14 protein-coding genes and 1 pseudogene are annotated in these 16,807 nt (G+C 43.0%); 7 read left to right on the top strand and 8 right to left on the bottom strand.

Annotation, left to right across the window (positions count from 1 at the left end; all coding sequences use genetic code 11):
- Positions 1 to 510 precede the first annotated feature (510 nt).
- The 5 genes from ACFG4S_RS11980 to map all read left to right on the top strand — a co-directional run bounded on the left by ACFG4S_RS11980 (position 511) and on the right by map (position 8,165).
- A complete protein-coding gene (locus ACFG4S_RS11980) occupies positions 511 to 3,429 on the top strand; it encodes a PAS domain S-box protein (protein WP_392535006.1) in 2,919 nt (972 codons plus the stop codon).
- Positions 3,426 to 3,878 (top strand): response regulator, encoded by a 453-nt coding sequence (locus tag ACFG4S_RS11975; RefSeq protein WP_392535005.1) that lies wholly within the window; start codon positions 3,426 to 3,428, stop codon positions 3,876 to 3,878. The genes ACFG4S_RS11980 and ACFG4S_RS11975 overlap by 4 nt, the downstream gene beginning before the upstream one ends.
- 252 nt (positions 3,879 to 4,130) lie before the next feature.
- On the top strand, positions 4,131 to 6,119 hold the full coding sequence (locus ACFG4S_RS11970; protein ID WP_392535004.1) for an ATP-binding protein: 1,989 nt from the start codon (positions 4,131 to 4,133) through the stop codon (positions 6,117 to 6,119).
- Between the two features lie 230 nt (positions 6,120 to 6,349).
- Complete coding sequence (locus ACFG4S_RS11965; protein WP_392535965.1) at positions 6,350 to 7,378, top strand: Gfo/Idh/MocA family protein; 1,029 nt, start codon at positions 6,350 to 6,352, stop codon at positions 7,376 to 7,378.
- A 10-nt stretch (positions 7,379 to 7,388) separates the two neighbouring features.
- Complete coding sequence (gene map, locus ACFG4S_RS11960) at positions 7,389 to 8,165, top strand: type I methionyl aminopeptidase (RefSeq protein ID WP_392535003.1); 777 nt, start codon at positions 7,389 to 7,391, stop codon at positions 8,163 to 8,165.
- Positions 8,166 to 8,676: 511 nt separating this feature from the next.
- On the opposite strand, the gene ACFG4S_RS11955 is transcribed toward map, so the two are convergent.
- The 4 genes and pseudogenes from ACFG4S_RS11955 to ACFG4S_RS11940 form a co-directional block, all read right to left on the bottom strand.
- Positions 8,677 to 8,943 (bottom strand): transposase, encoded by a 267-nt coding sequence (locus ACFG4S_RS11955; RefSeq protein ID WP_392535002.1) that lies wholly within the window; start codon positions 8,941 to 8,943, stop codon positions 8,677 to 8,679.
- A pseudogene (locus tag ACFG4S_RS11950) lies at positions 8,930 to 9,379 on the bottom strand (transposase); the annotation flags it as partial. The pseudogene ACFG4S_RS11950 and the gene ACFG4S_RS11955, both read right to left, overlap by 14 nt.
- Positions 9,380 to 9,575: 196 nt before the next feature.
- The gene (locus tag ACFG4S_RS11945) at positions 9,576 to 9,650 is read right to left on the bottom strand and encodes a hypothetical protein (protein WP_392535964.1); all 75 of its coding nucleotides are present in this window, start codon (positions 9,648 to 9,650) and stop codon (positions 9,576 to 9,578) included.
- A gap of 45 nt (positions 9,651 to 9,695) precedes the next feature.
- On the bottom strand, positions 9,696 to 11,450 hold the full coding sequence (locus ACFG4S_RS11940) for an N-acetylmuramoyl-L-alanine amidase (protein ID WP_392535001.1): 1,755 nt from the start codon (positions 11,448 to 11,450) through the stop codon (positions 9,696 to 9,698).
- Positions 11,451 to 11,536: 86 nt separating this feature from the next.
- On the opposite strand from ACFG4S_RS11940, the gene ACFG4S_RS11935 reads away from it, so the two are divergent.
- Positions 11,537 to 13,165, top strand: coding sequence for a CTP synthase (locus ACFG4S_RS11935; RefSeq protein ID WP_392535000.1), 1,629 nt, complete (start codon positions 11,537 to 11,539; stop codon positions 13,163 to 13,165).
- A 185-nt stretch (positions 13,166 to 13,350) separates the two neighbouring features.
- Positions 13,351 to 13,773, top strand: coding sequence for a hypothetical protein (locus tag ACFG4S_RS11930; RefSeq protein WP_392534999.1), 423 nt, complete (start codon positions 13,351 to 13,353; stop codon positions 13,771 to 13,773).
- Between the two features lie 78 nt (positions 13,774 to 13,851).
- Here ACFG4S_RS11930 and ACFG4S_RS11925 read toward each other — a convergent pair whose 3' ends face one another.
- From ACFG4S_RS11925 to ACFG4S_RS11910, 4 genes are all read right to left on the bottom strand, one after another.
- Positions 13,852 to 14,481, bottom strand: a complete 630-nt coding sequence (locus ACFG4S_RS11925) for a type I restriction endonuclease subunit R (RefSeq protein ID WP_392534998.1) — start codon at positions 14,479 to 14,481, stop codon at positions 13,852 to 13,854.
- A gap of 3 nt (positions 14,482 to 14,484) precedes the next feature.
- Positions 14,485 to 15,387 carry an ROK family protein gene (locus ACFG4S_RS11920; protein WP_392534997.1) on the bottom strand — a complete coding sequence of 301 codons (903 nt, stop codon included), beginning with the start codon at positions 15,385 to 15,387 and terminating at the stop codon, positions 14,485 to 14,487.
- A 200-nt stretch (positions 15,388 to 15,587) separates the two neighbouring features.
- Entirely contained in the window at positions 15,588 to 15,833 is a 246-nt protein-coding gene (locus ACFG4S_RS11915) for a hypothetical protein (protein ID WP_392534996.1), read from the bottom strand.
- 52 nt (positions 15,834 to 15,885) lie between these two features.
- Positions 15,886 to 16,782, bottom strand: coding sequence for an ABC transporter permease (locus tag ACFG4S_RS11910; RefSeq protein ID WP_392534995.1), 897 nt, complete (start codon positions 16,780 to 16,782; stop codon positions 15,886 to 15,888).
- Positions 16,783 to 16,807 lie beyond the last annotated feature (25 nt).

The raw sequence follows: 16,807 nt of genomic DNA, 5'->3' as shown, positions 1-16,807 counted from the left end.
TCATTGGTAAGAGTTTTAAGGCTATTTATGTTTCGTAATACCAATTTTTTATGAAGCTGCATACAATTCGATCCCCCCTAGCCCCCCTTAAGAAGGGGGGAACCAGAAAAACATCTATTAAAGTCCCCCTTTTTAAGCGGGATTTAGGGGGATCAAGATATGTGCAACTTCACGTTAAATTGGTATAACATAGTTGGATTTATTTCCGCCGATTTAACTTAGTTGTTTTTTTAAAGTTTGTATTTTCCGAAATTCTTGTTAAAAATAGTAGGAGCGTACAGTTGTTTGACGCCCCTACAGACTAATTAATTTAACGTGAGTTCAACAGGTTATATCATGTCCACCTAAAAGACCTCTCCCTGGTTTTACTACGCAAAACCTGTCCCTCTCCGACTCGGAGAGGGACAGACTTGAACTAAAGTTCAAGGGAGGGAGAGGTTTGTGGAACTTAGGTTAATTTATTGTCAAAATTTTTAGAAGTGGTATCTTGACTAGACCAGGAGGTGACTAATGCAGAGTGAAAATCGCTCCTGGCAAAAAAGCTACAGTATTGCTGTACTTGCCAGTGCTTTAGCATTATTATTTTCCCTACTTGTATCCCCACTGCTAGAGAACATTACCTTCTCAGTATTTTTTGCTGCTGTGGTACTGAGTTCGTGGTATGGTACTCGCGGCTCAGGTTTATTGGCAACTTTCCTCTGTAGCTTGGCGATCGCTGACTTTTTTTTGCGCCCAAGTTATTCATTGGCTGTTTTAACGCTGGATGGCTTGATCCGCTTGGGGTTATTTGTTGTTGTATCTCTGCTAACCACCGAATTGAATTCTGCTTGGAGGCGCACAGAATTAAAGCTGCGAGAAAGTGAAAGTCGCTATCGGGAAATGGTAGACGCGGTGCAAGACTATGCCATTTTTAGACTTGACCCACAAGGACGAGTTATCACCTGGAATGCTGGAGCAGAAAACATTAATGGTTACACAGCCAAAGAAATTTTAGGTCAGCATTTTTCTTGCTTCTACCCAGCCAGTGATTTAGAGCAAGATCGTCCTAGCAAATCGCTGCAAATAGCCGCATCCGCAGGAAGATTTGCCGAAGAAGGTTGGCGAGTGCGGAAAAACGGCTCTCAATTCTGGGCGAGTGTTCTGTTAACAGCTATCCCAGGCAAACAAGGAAAGCTACTTGGCTTTTCCAGTATCATACGTGATATTACAGAACAAAAACGAACCGAAGAAGAACTCAAAGGGCGATCGCAACAACAAAAAGCGATCGCTCAGTTAGGTCAATTGGCACTCTCTGGCATGAACCTGAGAATGCTGATGAATGAAACTGTAACTTTAGTGGCTCAAACTCTAGATGCCGAGTACTGCAAAGTGTTACAGCTATTCCCAGAAGGGAACATTTTGCTACTACGGGCAGGAGTGGGATGGCAACCCGAATTAATCGGTCATCTCACAATCAGCGCCACTACTGATTTTCAGCCAGGCTATACCTTGGTTTCTAGTCAGCCTGTTGTTGTGTTTGATATTCATACAGAGAAGCGGTTTCGTGCTTCTCCCCTACTGCGCGATCGCTCAATTATTAGCGGCATCAGCGTCATTATTAATGGACATAGCCCTCCTTGGGGTGTTTTGGCTGTCCACACCACCCGTAAAAGAACTTTTAGCCAAAATGACATTAATTTTTTGCAAGCCGTTGCCAATATCCTCGCAGAAGCAATTGACGGTGAAGAATCAGCACAAGCATTGCAGCAAAGTTATAGCTTATTGCAAAGTGTGATTGAAGGTACAAACGATCCCGTATTTGTCAAAGACTTGCAAGGGCGCTATCAACTGATTAATACAGCTACAGCACAAGTTTTCGGCACTGCCAAAGATAAGATTCTTGGCAAAAATGATACTGAGCTACTTTCCACAGAGGTTGGGACTGTTATTCGAGAAAACGATCGCCGGATTATGAGTACAGGCACAACAGAAGTTCTCGAAGAAGTAGTTATAGAGGCGGGTAGCCTTCACACTTACTTGTCTACCAAAGATCCCTACCGAGACCCAGAGGGAAATATTATTGGGATAATTGGCATAGCACGAGACATTACAGAGCGTAAGCAAGCTGAAGTTGCCTTGTTTCGCTCTAACCAGCGTTTAGAAACCTTGCAAGCCATAGACCGTGCCATTTTAATGGCAGAGTCAACAGAACAAATTGCCCAAGCTGCTCTAGAAAGCTTGACCGAGATTATTGTCTGTCAGCAGGCCGCCATCATCTTGTTTAACTTCAATACAAATGAAGCGCAGATTCTGGCGGGGGAGATTGCTTTGCATGTTGCTGGGTCAGTAATACCAATCGCTAATTTGGCACCAGTGGAAATGGTGAGGTATCAAGAACCAATTTTATATGTAGAAGATATTGCCACCTTCAACAATCTCACACCAGCCTTAGAGCATCAATTAGCGGCAGGTTCTCGGAGTTTTTTAGCAGTTGCATTGGTGGTTGAAGGTAATTTGATTGGTGACCTGACTTTATTCGCCAGCCAGCCCGCTGCTTTTAACCCAGAATACCAGACCATTGCCAGAGAAATTGCCAATCAATTAGCGATCGCCATCCAGCAATCGCGATTGCGCCAACAGTTGCAAAACTATGCCAATGAACTAGAGCAACGAGTCGCCGACCGAACAGCCGCCCTAGTTGAAGCCAATAATGAACTCGAAACCTTTGGTTATTCAGTTTCCCATGACTTACGCGCTCCTTTGCGATCGATGCAAGGCTTGGCTCAAGCACTCCAAGAAGACTACGGTGACTTATTGGATAGCGATGGGCAAGAATATATCCAGCGAATTGTCACCTCTGCCAAACGGATGGATGGTCTGATTCAAGACCTACTCGACTACTCCCGTCTGAGTCGGCTAGAAATTAAACTCCGTGTACTGAACCTGAGAGAAATAATTGCAGAAGCCATAAATCAACTAGAAACAGAATCGCGATCGCGACAAGCTCAGATAAATATAGAGCAACCACTTCCAGAAGTTATAGGTCATCGCACAACTTTAATACAAGTACTCGTCAACCTCCTCAGTAATGCCATCAAATTTGTCCCTGCCAATAGACAACCTCAAATTCGTGTATGGGCAGAAATTGTAGGAGATGAGGGAGTAGGGGGAGATGAGGAAGAAAATACTTCTTTATCCCCCTCATCCCCCTCATCCATTCGTCTCTGGGTAGAAGATAACGGTATTGGCATAGCACCAGAACATCAGCAGAGAATTTTTAACGTGTTTGAAAGATTGCATGGTGAAGAGAGTTATCCTGGTTCTGGCATTGGGTTGGCAATTGTCCGCAAAGGAGTTGAGCGTATGGGGGGACACGTCGGTGTAGAGTCAATAGTAAGTCAAGGCAGCCGCTTTTGGATTGAATTACAACAATTTTCGATGAAAACATGAACACAGAGCAGCAAACCATCTTATTGGCAGAAGACGACTCTAACCAAGTTTTGTTGATTCGTCGTGCTTTACGCAAAGCTAATCTGATGCAACCCCTCCAAGTTGTTAGCAACGGAGAAGCCGCTATTTCTTACCTCTCTGGGGAAGGAGAATATGCTGACCGGGAACGCTACCCTCTGCCGATAATAATTTTGTTAGACCTGAAAATGCCTCGCAAATCTGGGTTTGAGGTTTTGGAGTGGCTGAAACAGCAACCTGAACTCAAACGCCTACCAGTGATTGTATTAACAACTTCTAAACAAAAAATCGACGTTCACAAAGCTTATGACTTGGGTGTTAATTCCTACTTAGTTAAACCCGTCGCCTTCAGTGATTTAACTGCAATGATAAAATTACTTGATGCCTACTGGCTGAATTTAAATCAGCACGCGTTAGTTTACACTGACTAATGGTTTAGCCTAGAAAAGACATAATTAAATAATTCGTAATTCGTAATGACGCTTCTGCGTCGCTAACGTAATTCGTAATTCATGAATAAATTAAAGCGTTAGTAGGGTGTGTTAGCGACAGCGTAACGCACCAAAAACATTTGCAATTATGTATGACATTCCTAACTCATACTACAAAAATAGTAAGTTATTAAATCCACGTTCCTTACTATTCTGCACTTAGAACTTCTCAAGCATCACATTTTCCTTCTCATGCACATTCTGATTATTGACGACAATCCAAATGACCGCTTCATGATTATCCGAGAGATGCGCCGGGAATTTCCTGATGTAGAAATAGAAGAAGTGGGTGAACCAGAAAAGTTTGAGCAAGCACTAGCAGCAGGTCGCTTTGAGTTGACAATTACTGATTATCAACTCCGTTGGAATAATGGTTTAGAAATATTACATCTCCTGAAGAATCGCTACCCCGATCGCCCGGTAATTATGTTTACTAATACAGGTAGTCAGGAGATTGCTGTTGAGGCAATGAAAAGCGGACTTGATGATTATATCCTCAAATCACCCAAGCACTTAGTTCGGTTATCCGCAACGGTGAGGTCTGTTTTAGAACGCAATGAAACTCGGCGTAGAGCTAGCTTTTTAGAGAACCGCTTGCAATCTCTACTCAACCAATTAAATGTCGGCGTGTTTCGGGCAATTCCAGACGACGGACGTTTGCTAGAAGTTAACAGTGCATTTCTCAGACTTCTCAGACTTAATTCTCTAGAAGAAATCCAGTCTAATATTAGCTTTAATGAGATTTTTTCCAGAGTCGGAGATTTTACCCCAGAACAAAGACGAGAGCGGGAATTAAGAATACGCAGAACAGATGGTAGCTATATATGGGTATCAGTGAATGAAACGCTCAATATAACTAACGGAGAATCAGTGATTGATGGGCTACTGGAAGACATCACTGGACGCAAACGCTCAGAAGAAGCACTAAAACGTTATGCCACAAGATTGCAGACTCTTCAAGAGTTAGATCGGTCGATTTTGGGGGCAATTTCTCCTACAGGAATTGCTGAAGCTGCTCTGGCTTCGACTTATCCGTTACTTCCCTGTCAATTATTGGATATGACGTTGTTTGATTGGGAACATCAACAAGCCACTGTGTTAGCTGTTCAGTCTAGCGATCGCATTGGCTTTTCTATCGGTGAAACTTTCTCATTACATGACTTTGGCAACATTGAAAACTTGCAACAAAACCAAGTGATGATGATTGAAAACCTGGCCGATCATCCCAGACCTTATCGTATTCAACAACAGCTGTTCGACCAAGGCATTCGCTTAATTATGAATGTACCTGTGATTGCTCAACAACAGCTCATCGGCTCCTTGAACGTGGGAGTAATTCAGCCGTGGTCATTAACTGAGGAAGATGTAGAAATTGCCCGTGAGGTGGCAAATCAGTTAGCGATCGCCATTCAGCAATCCCGCTTGCGCGAACAATTGCAGCGCTACACTGAACAACTGGAACAACTCGTTCGCAACCGCACACAACAACTTGAAGAAGCAAATAGTGCCTTAGAAGCCTTTGCCTATTCGATCTCCCATGACTTACAAGAACCTCTGCGTGCTATCCGCGGATTTGCCACTATTCTCTTAGAAGACTACGAGACTGTATTGAATTCAGTTGGGCAAGATTTACTTTATCGCATCGCTAGCAACGTCGAACGGATGGATAACCTGCTGTTGGACTTATTAGAATACAGCCGCTTGAGTCGGATTGATTTACCCGTCCAACCAATTAACCTCAACTTACTGGTAAAGCAAGTGCTAACACAATTAGAAGTATATCTGCAACAAAAGGAAGCGCAAGTGACAATTGCTGAACCTCTGCTGGAAATTGTGGCGAATTACCGCACTGTCGAGCAAATTGTCACAAATTTACTAACTAACGCGATCAAGTTTGTGGCTGCTGGGGTTCAACCCCAAGTCAGAATATGGACAGAACGCCGCGAACGTTCGGTGCGCTTGTGGGTACAAGACAATGGTATAGGCATATTACCGCAGCATTGGGAGCGGATTTTTGGTGTTTTCGAGCGTCTACATAGCATTGAAGCCTACCCTGGTACAGGAATTGGATTAGCGATCGTTCGTAAAGGCATTGAACGTATGGGCGGACAAGTAGGCATGGAATCAGAAGTATCTCAAGGTAGTCGCTTTTGGATAGAACTACCAGAATTTTTTAAATGAAGAGGAAAGTCTTTCCTAATGCTCAATACTTCGACTCCTTTCGACTTCGTTACCTCCGCTACTTCGGCTTTGCGGTAGTTGAGCGTAGTCGAAACTCAGTACAAGTCCGCTCGGCACAAGTCAAGGCAAGTCGCCCAGTACAAGTGCCTAATGCCCAATATTTAATACCCAGCATTAATTATTGGTATTCTACAAGCGTAGGAGGATCAAAAATAGAACTAGTGAGGATCATGTATAATTCAGAGGCAGCTTTGGAAAAAGCAAGAGTGCGTATAGGTTTGGTAGGTACTGGATATGCGGCAAAGTTTCGTGCTGAGGCATTGCTGAATGATGAGCAAGTGCGGGGGGGGCAAGCTGGGCGATCGCATTTAGTTGCAGTTGTTGGTCACACAACAGAAAAAACCCAAAGCTTTGCTAAAGAGTATGAAATTGAAGGGCTGAGTTCTTGGCAAGAGTTAGTAGGGCGTGAAGATATAGATTTGGTGGTAATTTCCACTGTGAATCGAGATCATGGTGCGATCGCTCGCGCAGCACTTACCAACGGCAAACATGTAATTGTAGAGTATCCTCTTTCGTTGGATGTAGTCGAAGCTGAAGAACTTATTGCCTTAGCCAAAGCACAACAAAAACTTCTCCACGTTGAACACCTGGAACTTTTGGGTGGTTTGCATCAAGCTTTGAAACAAAACTTAGCCAAAATTGGTGAAGTATTTTATGTTCGTTACAGCACCATCAATTCCCAAAATCCTGCACCCCGCAAATGGACTTATAATCATGAGCTTTTTGGGTTTCCCTTAATTGGCGCTCTGTCCCGCCTACATCGTCTTACGGATTTATTTGGTAAAGTATTTACTGTTAACTGTCACCAGCGATATTGGGAAATAGAACCGGAATATTACCAAACCTGTTTCTGCACCAGTCAAATTTGCTTTAACAGTGGACTTTTAGCCCAGGTAGTCTATGCCAAAGGCGAAACTATTTGGCAATCAGAACGCAAGTTTGAAGTTCACGGGGAAAAAGGTGGTTTGATTTTTGATGGTGACACAGGAATTTTCATCCAGCCAGGGGAAAATATACCCATAGAGGTTGGTTCTCGCCGAGGTTTGTTTGCCAAAGACACAACTATGGTATTAGATCATCTTTTTGATGGTACTCCTTTGTACGTTACCGCCGAAGAGAGTTTGTATACCCTAAAGGTTGCTGATACTGCACAAAGAGCTGCACTGACAGGGTTAACTATGTTTATGAAAGATGTCTAGATAAAAGTTGATGAAAACTGAACTAATTGTTATTTTATCCGAACGAGAATTAGACAAAATGCGTCAAGCTGGGCGTTTAGCTGCTAAACTTCTTCAGCATCTGGAACCGTTCGTAAAGCCAGGGGTTAGCACTCTTGAACTAAATGATGAAGCCGAACGTTGGACTCAAGGGCATGGAGCGAAAAGCGCACCCCTTGGTTATAGAGGCTATCCTAAATCAATTTGCACTAGTGTAAATGAAGTAATCTGTCACGGCATTCCCAATGCCAAACAAATCCTCAAGGAAGGTGACATCATTAATATTGATGTTACACCCATTGTTGAAGGTTACCACGGCGATACCTCGAAGACATTCTTTGTCGGTACGCCTTCCCCAAAGGCAAAAAAGTTGGTGGAGGTGACAGAGGAGTGTTTGCGGTTGGGTATTGCTGAAGTTAAACCAGGCGCACGTATTGGCGACATTGGTGCAGCGATTCAAGAATATGCTGAAGGGCAAGGCTTTTCTGTCGTGCGAGATTTCGTTGGACATGGCATCAGTAATATTTTTCACACTGCGCCGGATATACCCCACTATGGCACACGCGGGAAGGGCAAGCGCCTCAGACCGGGGATGGTGTTTACCATTGAGCCAATGATTAACGAAGGTACTTACGAAGTCGAAGTTCTTGGCGACAAGTGGACTGCTGTCACCCGCGATCGCAAGCTATCTGCTCAATGTGAGCATACCTTAGCTGTAACTGAAGATGGCGTTGAAATCCTCACCCTACCTGAAGGTGAGAATTACTAAACTGGTAGATTTTTCTACTACTTAATTAACATTATGGTTCAAACTCTTGCTGCGGAAAACGTCACACTTGAGCAACTAATATTACTCTTTTACTATCTCCTTTTCACCTCAAATTAGAGAAATCTATCGAGATTGAAACACAAGACAAACTATCATCAAAGGACGAATTGACTTCTTACTTCTAAATCAAAAATTCTCAATAATAGTTATTGAGTCTCAACAGCTTGCTTATAGTTAATCGACGGAGAACTAATAGATTTGGAACCCACTGGACTTCACGAACAGGTAGCTGGGTAATTAATCGTAAGCTCAATAAACCAGCAATCTCCCTTGTTGGTGGCGACTAGGGTACGAAAGCCACCACGCTTTTCCATAACACAAGATTTTTGTGCGTCCTGTTTGTCCTATGTAGCGTAATTGCTACTTAGGGGTTGCTGAAAAAGTATGAAAAAGCAATTCTTTTGGGTTGACTAGTTATTCAAGCAAAATGAAAGATAAGCTTTTGTTGTCTCTAATTCAGAAAATAATAACTTTCAGTTATAGGAAACTGCAAAAAAGGTGCAGTTTTCAAAAATAGACATAAAAAAGCATAAAACACGCGCGACAGGTGAGTAGAAAGATTCATCACTAAAAAAGTAATAGCAATTGCAGTTTCAGAAGTATGGGAAAGTTTCGCCATCACTCGATTGAGGCTAAACCTTCTTTTAGCTTGCCCAAATTTTCCTTCAATACAATTACGAATTTTCTCAGATTCTAAATCTTGTTTCTTTTGATTCAATTGATTCAGTTGCTAAAGTCGAAGATGTTGTCTCTAGTATCCTCTTAACAGTTTCTTGATTTACTTTGTTTACTAAGTCTGCACTAATTCTTTCACGAAAATGGACTAGCATCTATGCATCAAATGGAGCTTCATTAATATAGGATGACATCCCTATGAAGTACTGTAGATAAGGGTTTTCCTTGATTTGTTCTACTGTCTCTCTATCACTTATTCCTAGTTTTTCTTTGATTATTAATGCCCCTAATGCCATCCGAAATGACTTTGCTGGCGCTCCCATCTCTACAGAGAACCCGGATGAATATTCCTCTTCAAATTCTGCCCAGGGTATTAAATTCGCCAGAATAATCCAACGATTATCTGATGACAACTTGCCTGAAAACGGAAATTCAAAGTTCTCTGGTGAGATTGGATTTTGCCCCTGTTTTCGGTACATGGTTACAAACAGCACACTTGTGTACTGCTGGTCGCGGTTATGCAAGGATTTTGGGCTATTTTACCCTCAAGTCTTGCACCTGAATATACTTCTTTGGTCAGATAATCTATATCCTGTGAGCTTCTCTTTCTTTTTCAGCAACCCCTACTTATTTGCTGGCTAAAAATTCTTGGATATTCACAATCTCAATGCCCCACTAGGGGGTTAGCACTAGCAAATCATCATCTCTAGTAACAATACACTCTGCTTGACCACTGAGTGCTAATTCCAAATATTTGTTATCTTTTAGGTCTTGGAATTCATTAATCTGCCAAATTTATCTCACACTTCTAAACCACTCAGTAATCCCTTCAGCGATCGCCTTTGCCATTTTTTTCTGTTCCTCTGGGTTCATCACCTGCTCAAATTCATTGGGATTGCTCATAAAACCTAGTTCCAGTAATACTGATGGCGCCGCCGCCGGACGTGTCAGCGCCAGGTTATCCCAAAACACACCATAGGAAGGTCTGCCGAGTTTTTTAACTACATAATTTTGTAAAAATATTGCCAAGTTATGAGCTTGGGGTTGATACCAAAAAGCGGCAAATCCCTTGATTTTTTCCGCATCCCCATCATCGGGTAAAGAATTGTGATGTATGGAAATAGCGATCGCTGGTTCTTCTTGACTGATAATTGCCTGACGTTCTGCTAAAGAAACTTCTTTATCGTCCTCCCGCGTCATCACCACCGTCGCCCCTCGTTTCACCAACTCGTCCCGGAGCAACTTAGATACTACCAAATTGACATCTTTTTCTAAATATCCAGTTGGACCACTGGCACCAGATTCTTTACCGCCATGCCCTGGATCTAGTACAATCTTGAAATTAGCTAAAAGCTTGCGTCTTGTGTTCCCAATTTTAGGCGGATGACGTAAAGCCAAAACCAGGGTTGTACCGTCGTATCTCAGCTTATATCCCCACTGTTGAGCGTTTTTGAAGTTAAAGGTGTATTTTACTCGTTCTGGTGTCTCCTGTTGCCAATCTAGGCGAGAAATTAGGGGGTCATCGTCTAGGCGAATAATGTCTGTTTGGGCAGTGGTATTGTAGAGAGTGAGAGTGAAAGCGCGATCGCTCTGTTGCACGCTCACAGGTACGGGGACTTGTAAGGGGAAAACGATCTCTGTTGCACCAGGGACTTGACGGTATCCGACACTGCGAATTATTGTTTGTGGCGGAACTGCATTGGGTAAAATGCGGGTTTCCTGACTATTAATCCAAGCTCCATAGTCTAGGCGCAACCATTCACCTTCCTTACCTGTAACTGCTGCTCGTGTGCCTTTGGGCAGTGGTGTGAGTCGAGAATAATCGGTACTGGGACCAGTGCGTGCTACACCTGCGTCTACCGTCACCTCCGCAACTGGTAACTCTGCTTTTGAGAGGATTTTAACTTTACCATTTCCTGGTTGAGTTATGGTCTTGCCATTGAGCGTCAGTTGAAACTGGGGTTGTCCCAAATCGGCAGGAGTTGCTACTGTGGTGCAACCTTTGTAGTTGCCTACGCTAGACTGACTATCAGGCTGATTTTGCCCTGTCAAAGCTGCCAAATTACTTGGTAGTTGGGCTTGTTGGGGTTGGGACAAAAGGGTAACAGTTTGATTAGTCAGGTGGACAGATACACTGGCGTTAGGGGGTGCGATCGCGCTAAAACAAATAAGTTCTCCTGGTAGTCTGGTAATGTCAGCAGCGGGAGTCAGGGAATCTTTAGCAAAGGCTAAACCCTGTGGAAGTTCAGGTTGAGTGGCAAGCCTTGTCACCTTAATTTGGATTTCTTGATTGCGGTAACGCACAGTAAACCGATTCTCTCCCAACTGCAAGGGTAAACTTGGGGAAAAATGACCAGCTTTGCTGCGGCTAATTGGCTTACCATTGATCGAGACTTGTCCATCGGGAGATGCTGTGCCCAAAAAAAAGATTTTTTGGGCACTTGTTTGGTAGTTTGTCTGGGGAAAAACGACTACAAGAGATGGCTCTGCCAAGGCTATGGAGGAGGTGAGAACACAGCCTAATATTACTAATCCTAAAAGGTTTTTCACAGCAAGATCGCAGAAGATTTGATCACAATCACTCTGGCACAATGACAGGATGTATTTTTTAGAAGTTGTTAGAAATTCAAACTACTATGACTAAGTTTATCTTTGTGACTGGAGGCGTAGTTTCTAGTATTGGCAAAGGCATTGTAGCAGCAAGTCTAGGGCGTTTGCTCAAATCGCGGGAATATTCGGTGTCGATTCTCAAACTCGACCCTTATATAAATATCGATCCTGGCACAATGAGTCCTTTTCAACATGGGGAAGTATTCGTTACCCAGGATGGCGCCGAGACAGATTTAGACTTGGGGCATTACGAACGCTTTACTGATACCTCGATGTCACGCTTGAACTGTGTTACTACTGGCTCGATTTACCAGGCAGTAATCAATAAAGAGCGTCGCGGAGACTACAATGGCGGCACTGTGCAAGTAATTCCTCATATTACCAATGAAATAAAAGAGCGGATTCTCAGAGTTGCTAAAAGTACTAATCCCTCTGTAGTGATTACAGAAATCGGTGGTACGGTGGGAGATATTGAATCCCTGCCATTTTTGGAAGCAATTCGCCAGTTCCGTAAAGAGGTAGGACGCCAGAATGTGCTGTATATGCACGTCACGCTGGTGCCGTGGATTGCCTCGGCGGGTGAGATGAAAACTAAGCCAACCCAGCATTCAGTTAAGGAACTGAGATCTATTGGTATTCAACCAGATATTTTAGTTTGTCGGAGCGATCGCCCCTTACCCAAGGGATTAAAGCAAAAATTGTCGGGATTTTGCGATGTGCCAGAAGAATGCGTCATCACTTCTCAAGATGCCAAAAGTATCTATGAAGTACCGCTGAATCTGGAGTGGGAAGGAATGGCAGAACAAGTGCTGAACTTGCTGCAAATGGAACAACGTAAACCAGATTTGACACAGTGGCAAACCTTAGTAAAACGGTTACATAGTCCCAAACACGAAGTAGAAATTGCCATTGTCGGTAAATATGTGCAGTTAAGTGATGCCTACTTATCTGTAGTTGAAGCCCTTAACCATGCTGCAATCTCCACTTACGGTAAACTGCACCTGCGTTGGGTAAATTCAGAAAATTTGGAAACTGAACCAGCCGAAAATTTTCTTGAGGGTGTCGATGGGATAGTTGTCCCAGGAGGTTTTGGTATTCGGGGAGTAGATGGCAAAATTGCCGCCATTAAATATGCGCGCGATCGCCAGATCCCTTTTTTAGGTTTATGTCTAGGAATGCAATGTTCTGTGATTGAATGGGCAAGGCATGTAGGCGGATTAAAAAATGCTAACAGTGCTGAATTTGACGCTTATACCACTGATCCGGTGATTAATTTATTGCCAGAACAGCAGACTGTAATTGATTTAGGGGGTACAATGCGCTTAGGACTATATCCTTGTCGTGTTCTCCCTGATACTTTAGCTTTTAAGCTATATCAAGAAGATGTGATTTATGAACGACATCGACATCGGTATGAGTTCAACAATGCTTACCGGGATTTGTTGTTAAAGTCTGGCTATGTCATCAGTGGCACTTCTCCTGATGGACGCTTAGTGGAAATTGTCGAATTACCCAAGCATCCCTTCTTTCTGGCTTGCCAATTTCATCCAGAATTTGAATCGCGTCCCAGTAGCCCTCATCCTTTATTTAAAGGATTTATTCAAGCAGCGATTTCTCTCTCAACTTCAAGTACACCAACACCATTGGAGGTGTAATAAAAATTCGTAATTCGTACCTCGGCTTCTCTGCGAGACGCTACGCGAACGCTCGGTAACCTAATTCGTAATTCAAAATTAATTTTTTAGATTTTGAATAGGCGCGTAGCAACATTAACTTAGGGCTTGGGTAGATTTGAGATATAGGGTGCATCATTCGTAAATTTCTGACTTGAGGAGATGTTGTGGCGTACTGGGTGAAAATCCTTTACGAGAGGAGAGAATATGTAGTGAATTTTGAACGTATCCATGCTTTTTGTTATGAAGTAAACGGCAGGGTTACTTTTTGGTTACCCGATAGTGCCATTCCCATAGTAATTAACCCCCAAGGCAACCTCGAAGATTATAAAAAGGTTCTCGATTATGTAGAATGCGTCACCGGATTGGAATTAAATCATGCCTACTGGGTAAAAATTCTTTACGATAAAAATGAATATGTAATTAATCTCAACTGTGTCAATTCCTTTTGCCACGAAGCAAACGGCAGGATAACTTTTTGGTTACCAGATGGCACTATCCCCATCATCATCAACCCTGTAAGTAATCCGGAATCTTATGAAAAAGTCGTGAAATACGTTGAGAAAACAACAGGGTATTTTTTGTCTTAATTATTAACTAATTGCTAATTTGTAATTAATTAGTAAAATAAGTCATTAATTAATAATTCATTAAGGGTACGTAGCCCATTACGAATTACGAATTAGTTCTCCAAGGCGTTTCAATATACTGAGTACTTGGTGTAGTTCTGAATCACGTTCAATTGATAGCGCATCAGATCGTACATACCAAGGATATTCTTGTTGAATCAATTTGATAAAAACAAATTCCCTACCGTTGATTAGTAAACCAAAAGTCGGTTGTGCAGGATTTGGAGAATCAAGCATATAAGCCAGTGCTTGAGGTAGGGCTGTCATCACATCAAATTTACTGCTTTTCGATTCGATAACAAGTACCCAAAAACGTTTTTGGATGATAAGAACATCAATGTTTCCTTTAACGATAAAGCTTTCATCTTCAGCAGAAATCTCAACAGAAGTCTCGGTTTCAATGTCAAAAGGAAGTTGATAAAACCCAGCTAAATCAAGTAAAGGAGACAGCACTACCATCTTTACCGCTTCTTCTGATATCAAACGATGCCTACTCAAGTTTAAATAGTTGCTTTTCACTCGTGCGATCGCTTGCTTTTCACCATCAGTCAGAGTTGGTAAATTTTCTGTCCATTCTGTAAATAAATTGGTGTCTGTAGCAAGTTGCAAACCAAATTTTTCTTCTAATTCGTAAAGACTGATCTCTCTAGCTGGGATTGTTTGAACCATAATCTAAAATCCTGAATAGTTTTGCCATGCTAACTTTGCTGCACCAACTATCCCAGCAAAATTGCCTAACTCCGCTGGCAAAATTTTTAACCCTGCTCGTGATAAAGGCTGCACTCGCTTCTCAATTTCTGCCTTGACTGCTGGTAAGAAAAACTCAAAACTACCACTGATCCCGCCCCCAATGACGATCGCTTCTGGTGTCAGCACATAAACCAAACTGGTTAATCCTATCCCTAAATCCCTACCATATTCTTGCCAAAAAGTCAATGCTACGGGATCTCCAGCTTCGGCAAGAAGACCCAATTCGAGGGGTTCTTTAAGAGTACGGCGACGAATCGCAGTAGCAGAGGCATATTGTTCCAAAGAACCTTGATTGCCGCTATTACACATTGGCCCATCAGGGTTGAATAAAATTAAACCCAATTCCCCAGCAGCTCCTTGATGTCCCACAAACAGTTTGCCATCAAGGATAATTCCGCCACCAACCCCAGTGCCTAAAGTTAGTAAAATCAAATTTTGAAAATTACGACCGGCTCCTAACCAAGCTTCTCCCAAAAGAGCGCAGTTAGCATCATTAGCGATCGCAGTAGGTTTAGCAATTTTGGCTTCTAGCCAGTCTGCTAAAGGCACATCGATCCACCCAGGCAAGTTAATGGCAATTTTGGCAATGCGTCCCGCAGCATCAGCCGGGCCAGGAGTCCCAATACCAATACCAACAGCTTGATTATCTGGATCGATTTGGGCGATCGCATCTACTATAACTTCTAGCACCGCCTCCGGCGTTGTTGGTTGGGGAGATGCCACAGTCAAAGATTGCAGACAAGTACCATCACGTGTAAAACGACCCAGCTTAATTGCTGTTCCGCCCACATCAATGCCAATTACTTGAATTTTGTCATTTGTCATTTGTCATTTTTGATTGGGCATGGGGCATTGGGCGTTGGGAGTGCTGTTAGCGGTAGCGGGGCGTTTAGCCCGTGCTGAGTTAGGAGTTAAGAGTTTTGTTTATTTCCTTGTCCCCTTGTCTCCCTCATCTCCCCCAGTCCCTATTCCCTATTATCCAGTTCAAAATCAACAATTCGTCAGGGTTTTACGCAAATCTGTACTTAGGGTTTTAGGGTCTTGGCATCAAAAAATTCTAAATTTTCTGTTTTATTGGCTGGGAGTCGTAAATTAGCAACAGTTACGGTATGAATACTCGATTCTTCCTGCCAAGCTGTAATCGGCGCACCTCTTAAGATGCCAGCAAGGGCAACGGAAAGGATAAACCCGCCAGTGGCGGCGGCAATTAAACTAAGGTTATCTTTCACAGAAATCTCTCTATTTTTATTTGTCCAAAGCTCAATTGTCATTTGTCCTCTGTCATTTGTCCAAGACTAATGACCAATGACTAATGACCAATGACTAGTTTCGGATTCTATTTTCTCTTCGTAAACGAGGATTGACAAATTCGTTTAACCCTTCACCAAGTAGTGATAACCCTACCACCATAGATGTCATTGCTAAACCAGGGAAAAGCGTAGTCCACCAAATGCCGATGGATAGTTCCGGTAAAGCCTGTTTTAAATCATGTCCCCATTCTGAAACTTCTTCGGGAAGTCCTAGCCCCAAAAAGCCCAAACCGCCCAACACCAAAATCGCATCAGCGGCGTTGAGTGTGAATAGGACCGGTACGCTTTGAATCACGTTGAAAAATAAATAACGAGAAAGCACAACCCAAGTGGAAGCGCCCATTGCTTGAGCAGCTTCGATAAAGACTTCGGTTTTGACGCTAACGGTGTGGTTACGAACAACGCGGTAATATTGGGGAATGTAAGCAATACTAATAGCGATCGCTGCATTCAATATCCCACGCCCCACCACAAACGCCAGTGTCACAGACAGCAGTAGCCCTGGTAAAGTGTAGATGCTATCCATAATAAACAGCAACACTTTATCTAATTTACCGCCGAGATAACCACTGAGCATCCCCAAAGGCACACCGATAATCATACTCAGCGCTGTTGCCAAAATCACCACCTGCAAAGCAGCTTGAGCGCCGAACAAAGTCCGCGAGAATACATCATAGCCCAGTCCACTAGTTCCAAACCAATGTTGTGCTGATGGTGGGTTTTGAGGTTGGTTAGAGAGAAATTCCTTCGGGTTTTGCAGCCATCCCCAAGCTTGGAATACGGGAGAGAAGAATGCTAGGAAGATGAAAAATAGGGTAATGGCTAACCCGATGAGCATGAGTTTTTGGGAAAGATTGGGACTTTTGCCAAACTGTAAAAATGTCGGTAGTCGCCGTTTTGTAATGGCCATAAAGCGATCGCCTGGAAAAAGCTTG

The sequence above is a fragment of the Nostoc sp. C117 genome (assembly GCF_043099735.1).
Lineage (GTDB): Bacteria > Cyanobacteriota > Cyanobacteriia > Cyanobacteriales > Nostocaceae > Nostoc.
This window is presented reverse-complemented; position numbering and strand designations above follow the sequence as displayed.

Excerpts from the sequence above, each read along its gene's own strand:
- ACFG4S_RS11980 (WP_392535006.1), top strand. The coding sequence starts at position 511 with ATGCAGAGTGAAAATCGCTCCTGGCAAAAAAGCTACAGTATTGCTGTA.
- ACFG4S_RS11975 (WP_392535005.1), top strand. The coding sequence starts at position 3,426 with ATGAACACAGAGCAGCAAACCATCTTATTGGCAGAAGACGACTCTAAC.
- ACFG4S_RS11970 (WP_392535004.1), top strand. The coding sequence starts at position 4,131 with ATGCACATTCTGATTATTGACGACAATCCAAATGACCGCTTCATGATT.
- ACFG4S_RS11965 (WP_392535965.1), top strand. The coding sequence starts at position 6,350 with ATGTATAATTCAGAGGCAGCTTTGGAAAAAGCAAGAGTGCGTATAGGT.
- map (WP_392535003.1), top strand. The coding sequence starts at position 7,389 with ATGAAAACTGAACTAATTGTTATTTTATCCGAACGAGAATTAGACAAA.
- ACFG4S_RS11935 (WP_392535000.1), top strand. The coding sequence starts at position 11,537 with ATGACTAAGTTTATCTTTGTGACTGGAGGCGTAGTTTCTAGTATTGGC.
- ACFG4S_RS11925 (WP_392534998.1), bottom strand. The coding sequence starts at position 14,481 with ATGGTTCAAACAATCCCAGCTAGAGAGATCAGTCTTTACGAATTAGAA.
- ACFG4S_RS11920 (WP_392534997.1), bottom strand. The coding sequence starts at position 15,387 with ATGACAAATGACAAAATTCAAGTAATTGGCATTGATGTGGGCGGAACA.
- ACFG4S_RS11915 (WP_392534996.1), bottom strand. The coding sequence starts at position 15,833 with ATGACAATTGAGCTTTGGACAAATAAAAATAGAGAGATTTCTGTGAAA.
- ACFG4S_RS11910 (WP_392534995.1), bottom strand. The coding sequence starts at position 16,782 with ATGGCCATTACAAAACGGCGACTACCGACATTTTTACAGTTTGGCAAA.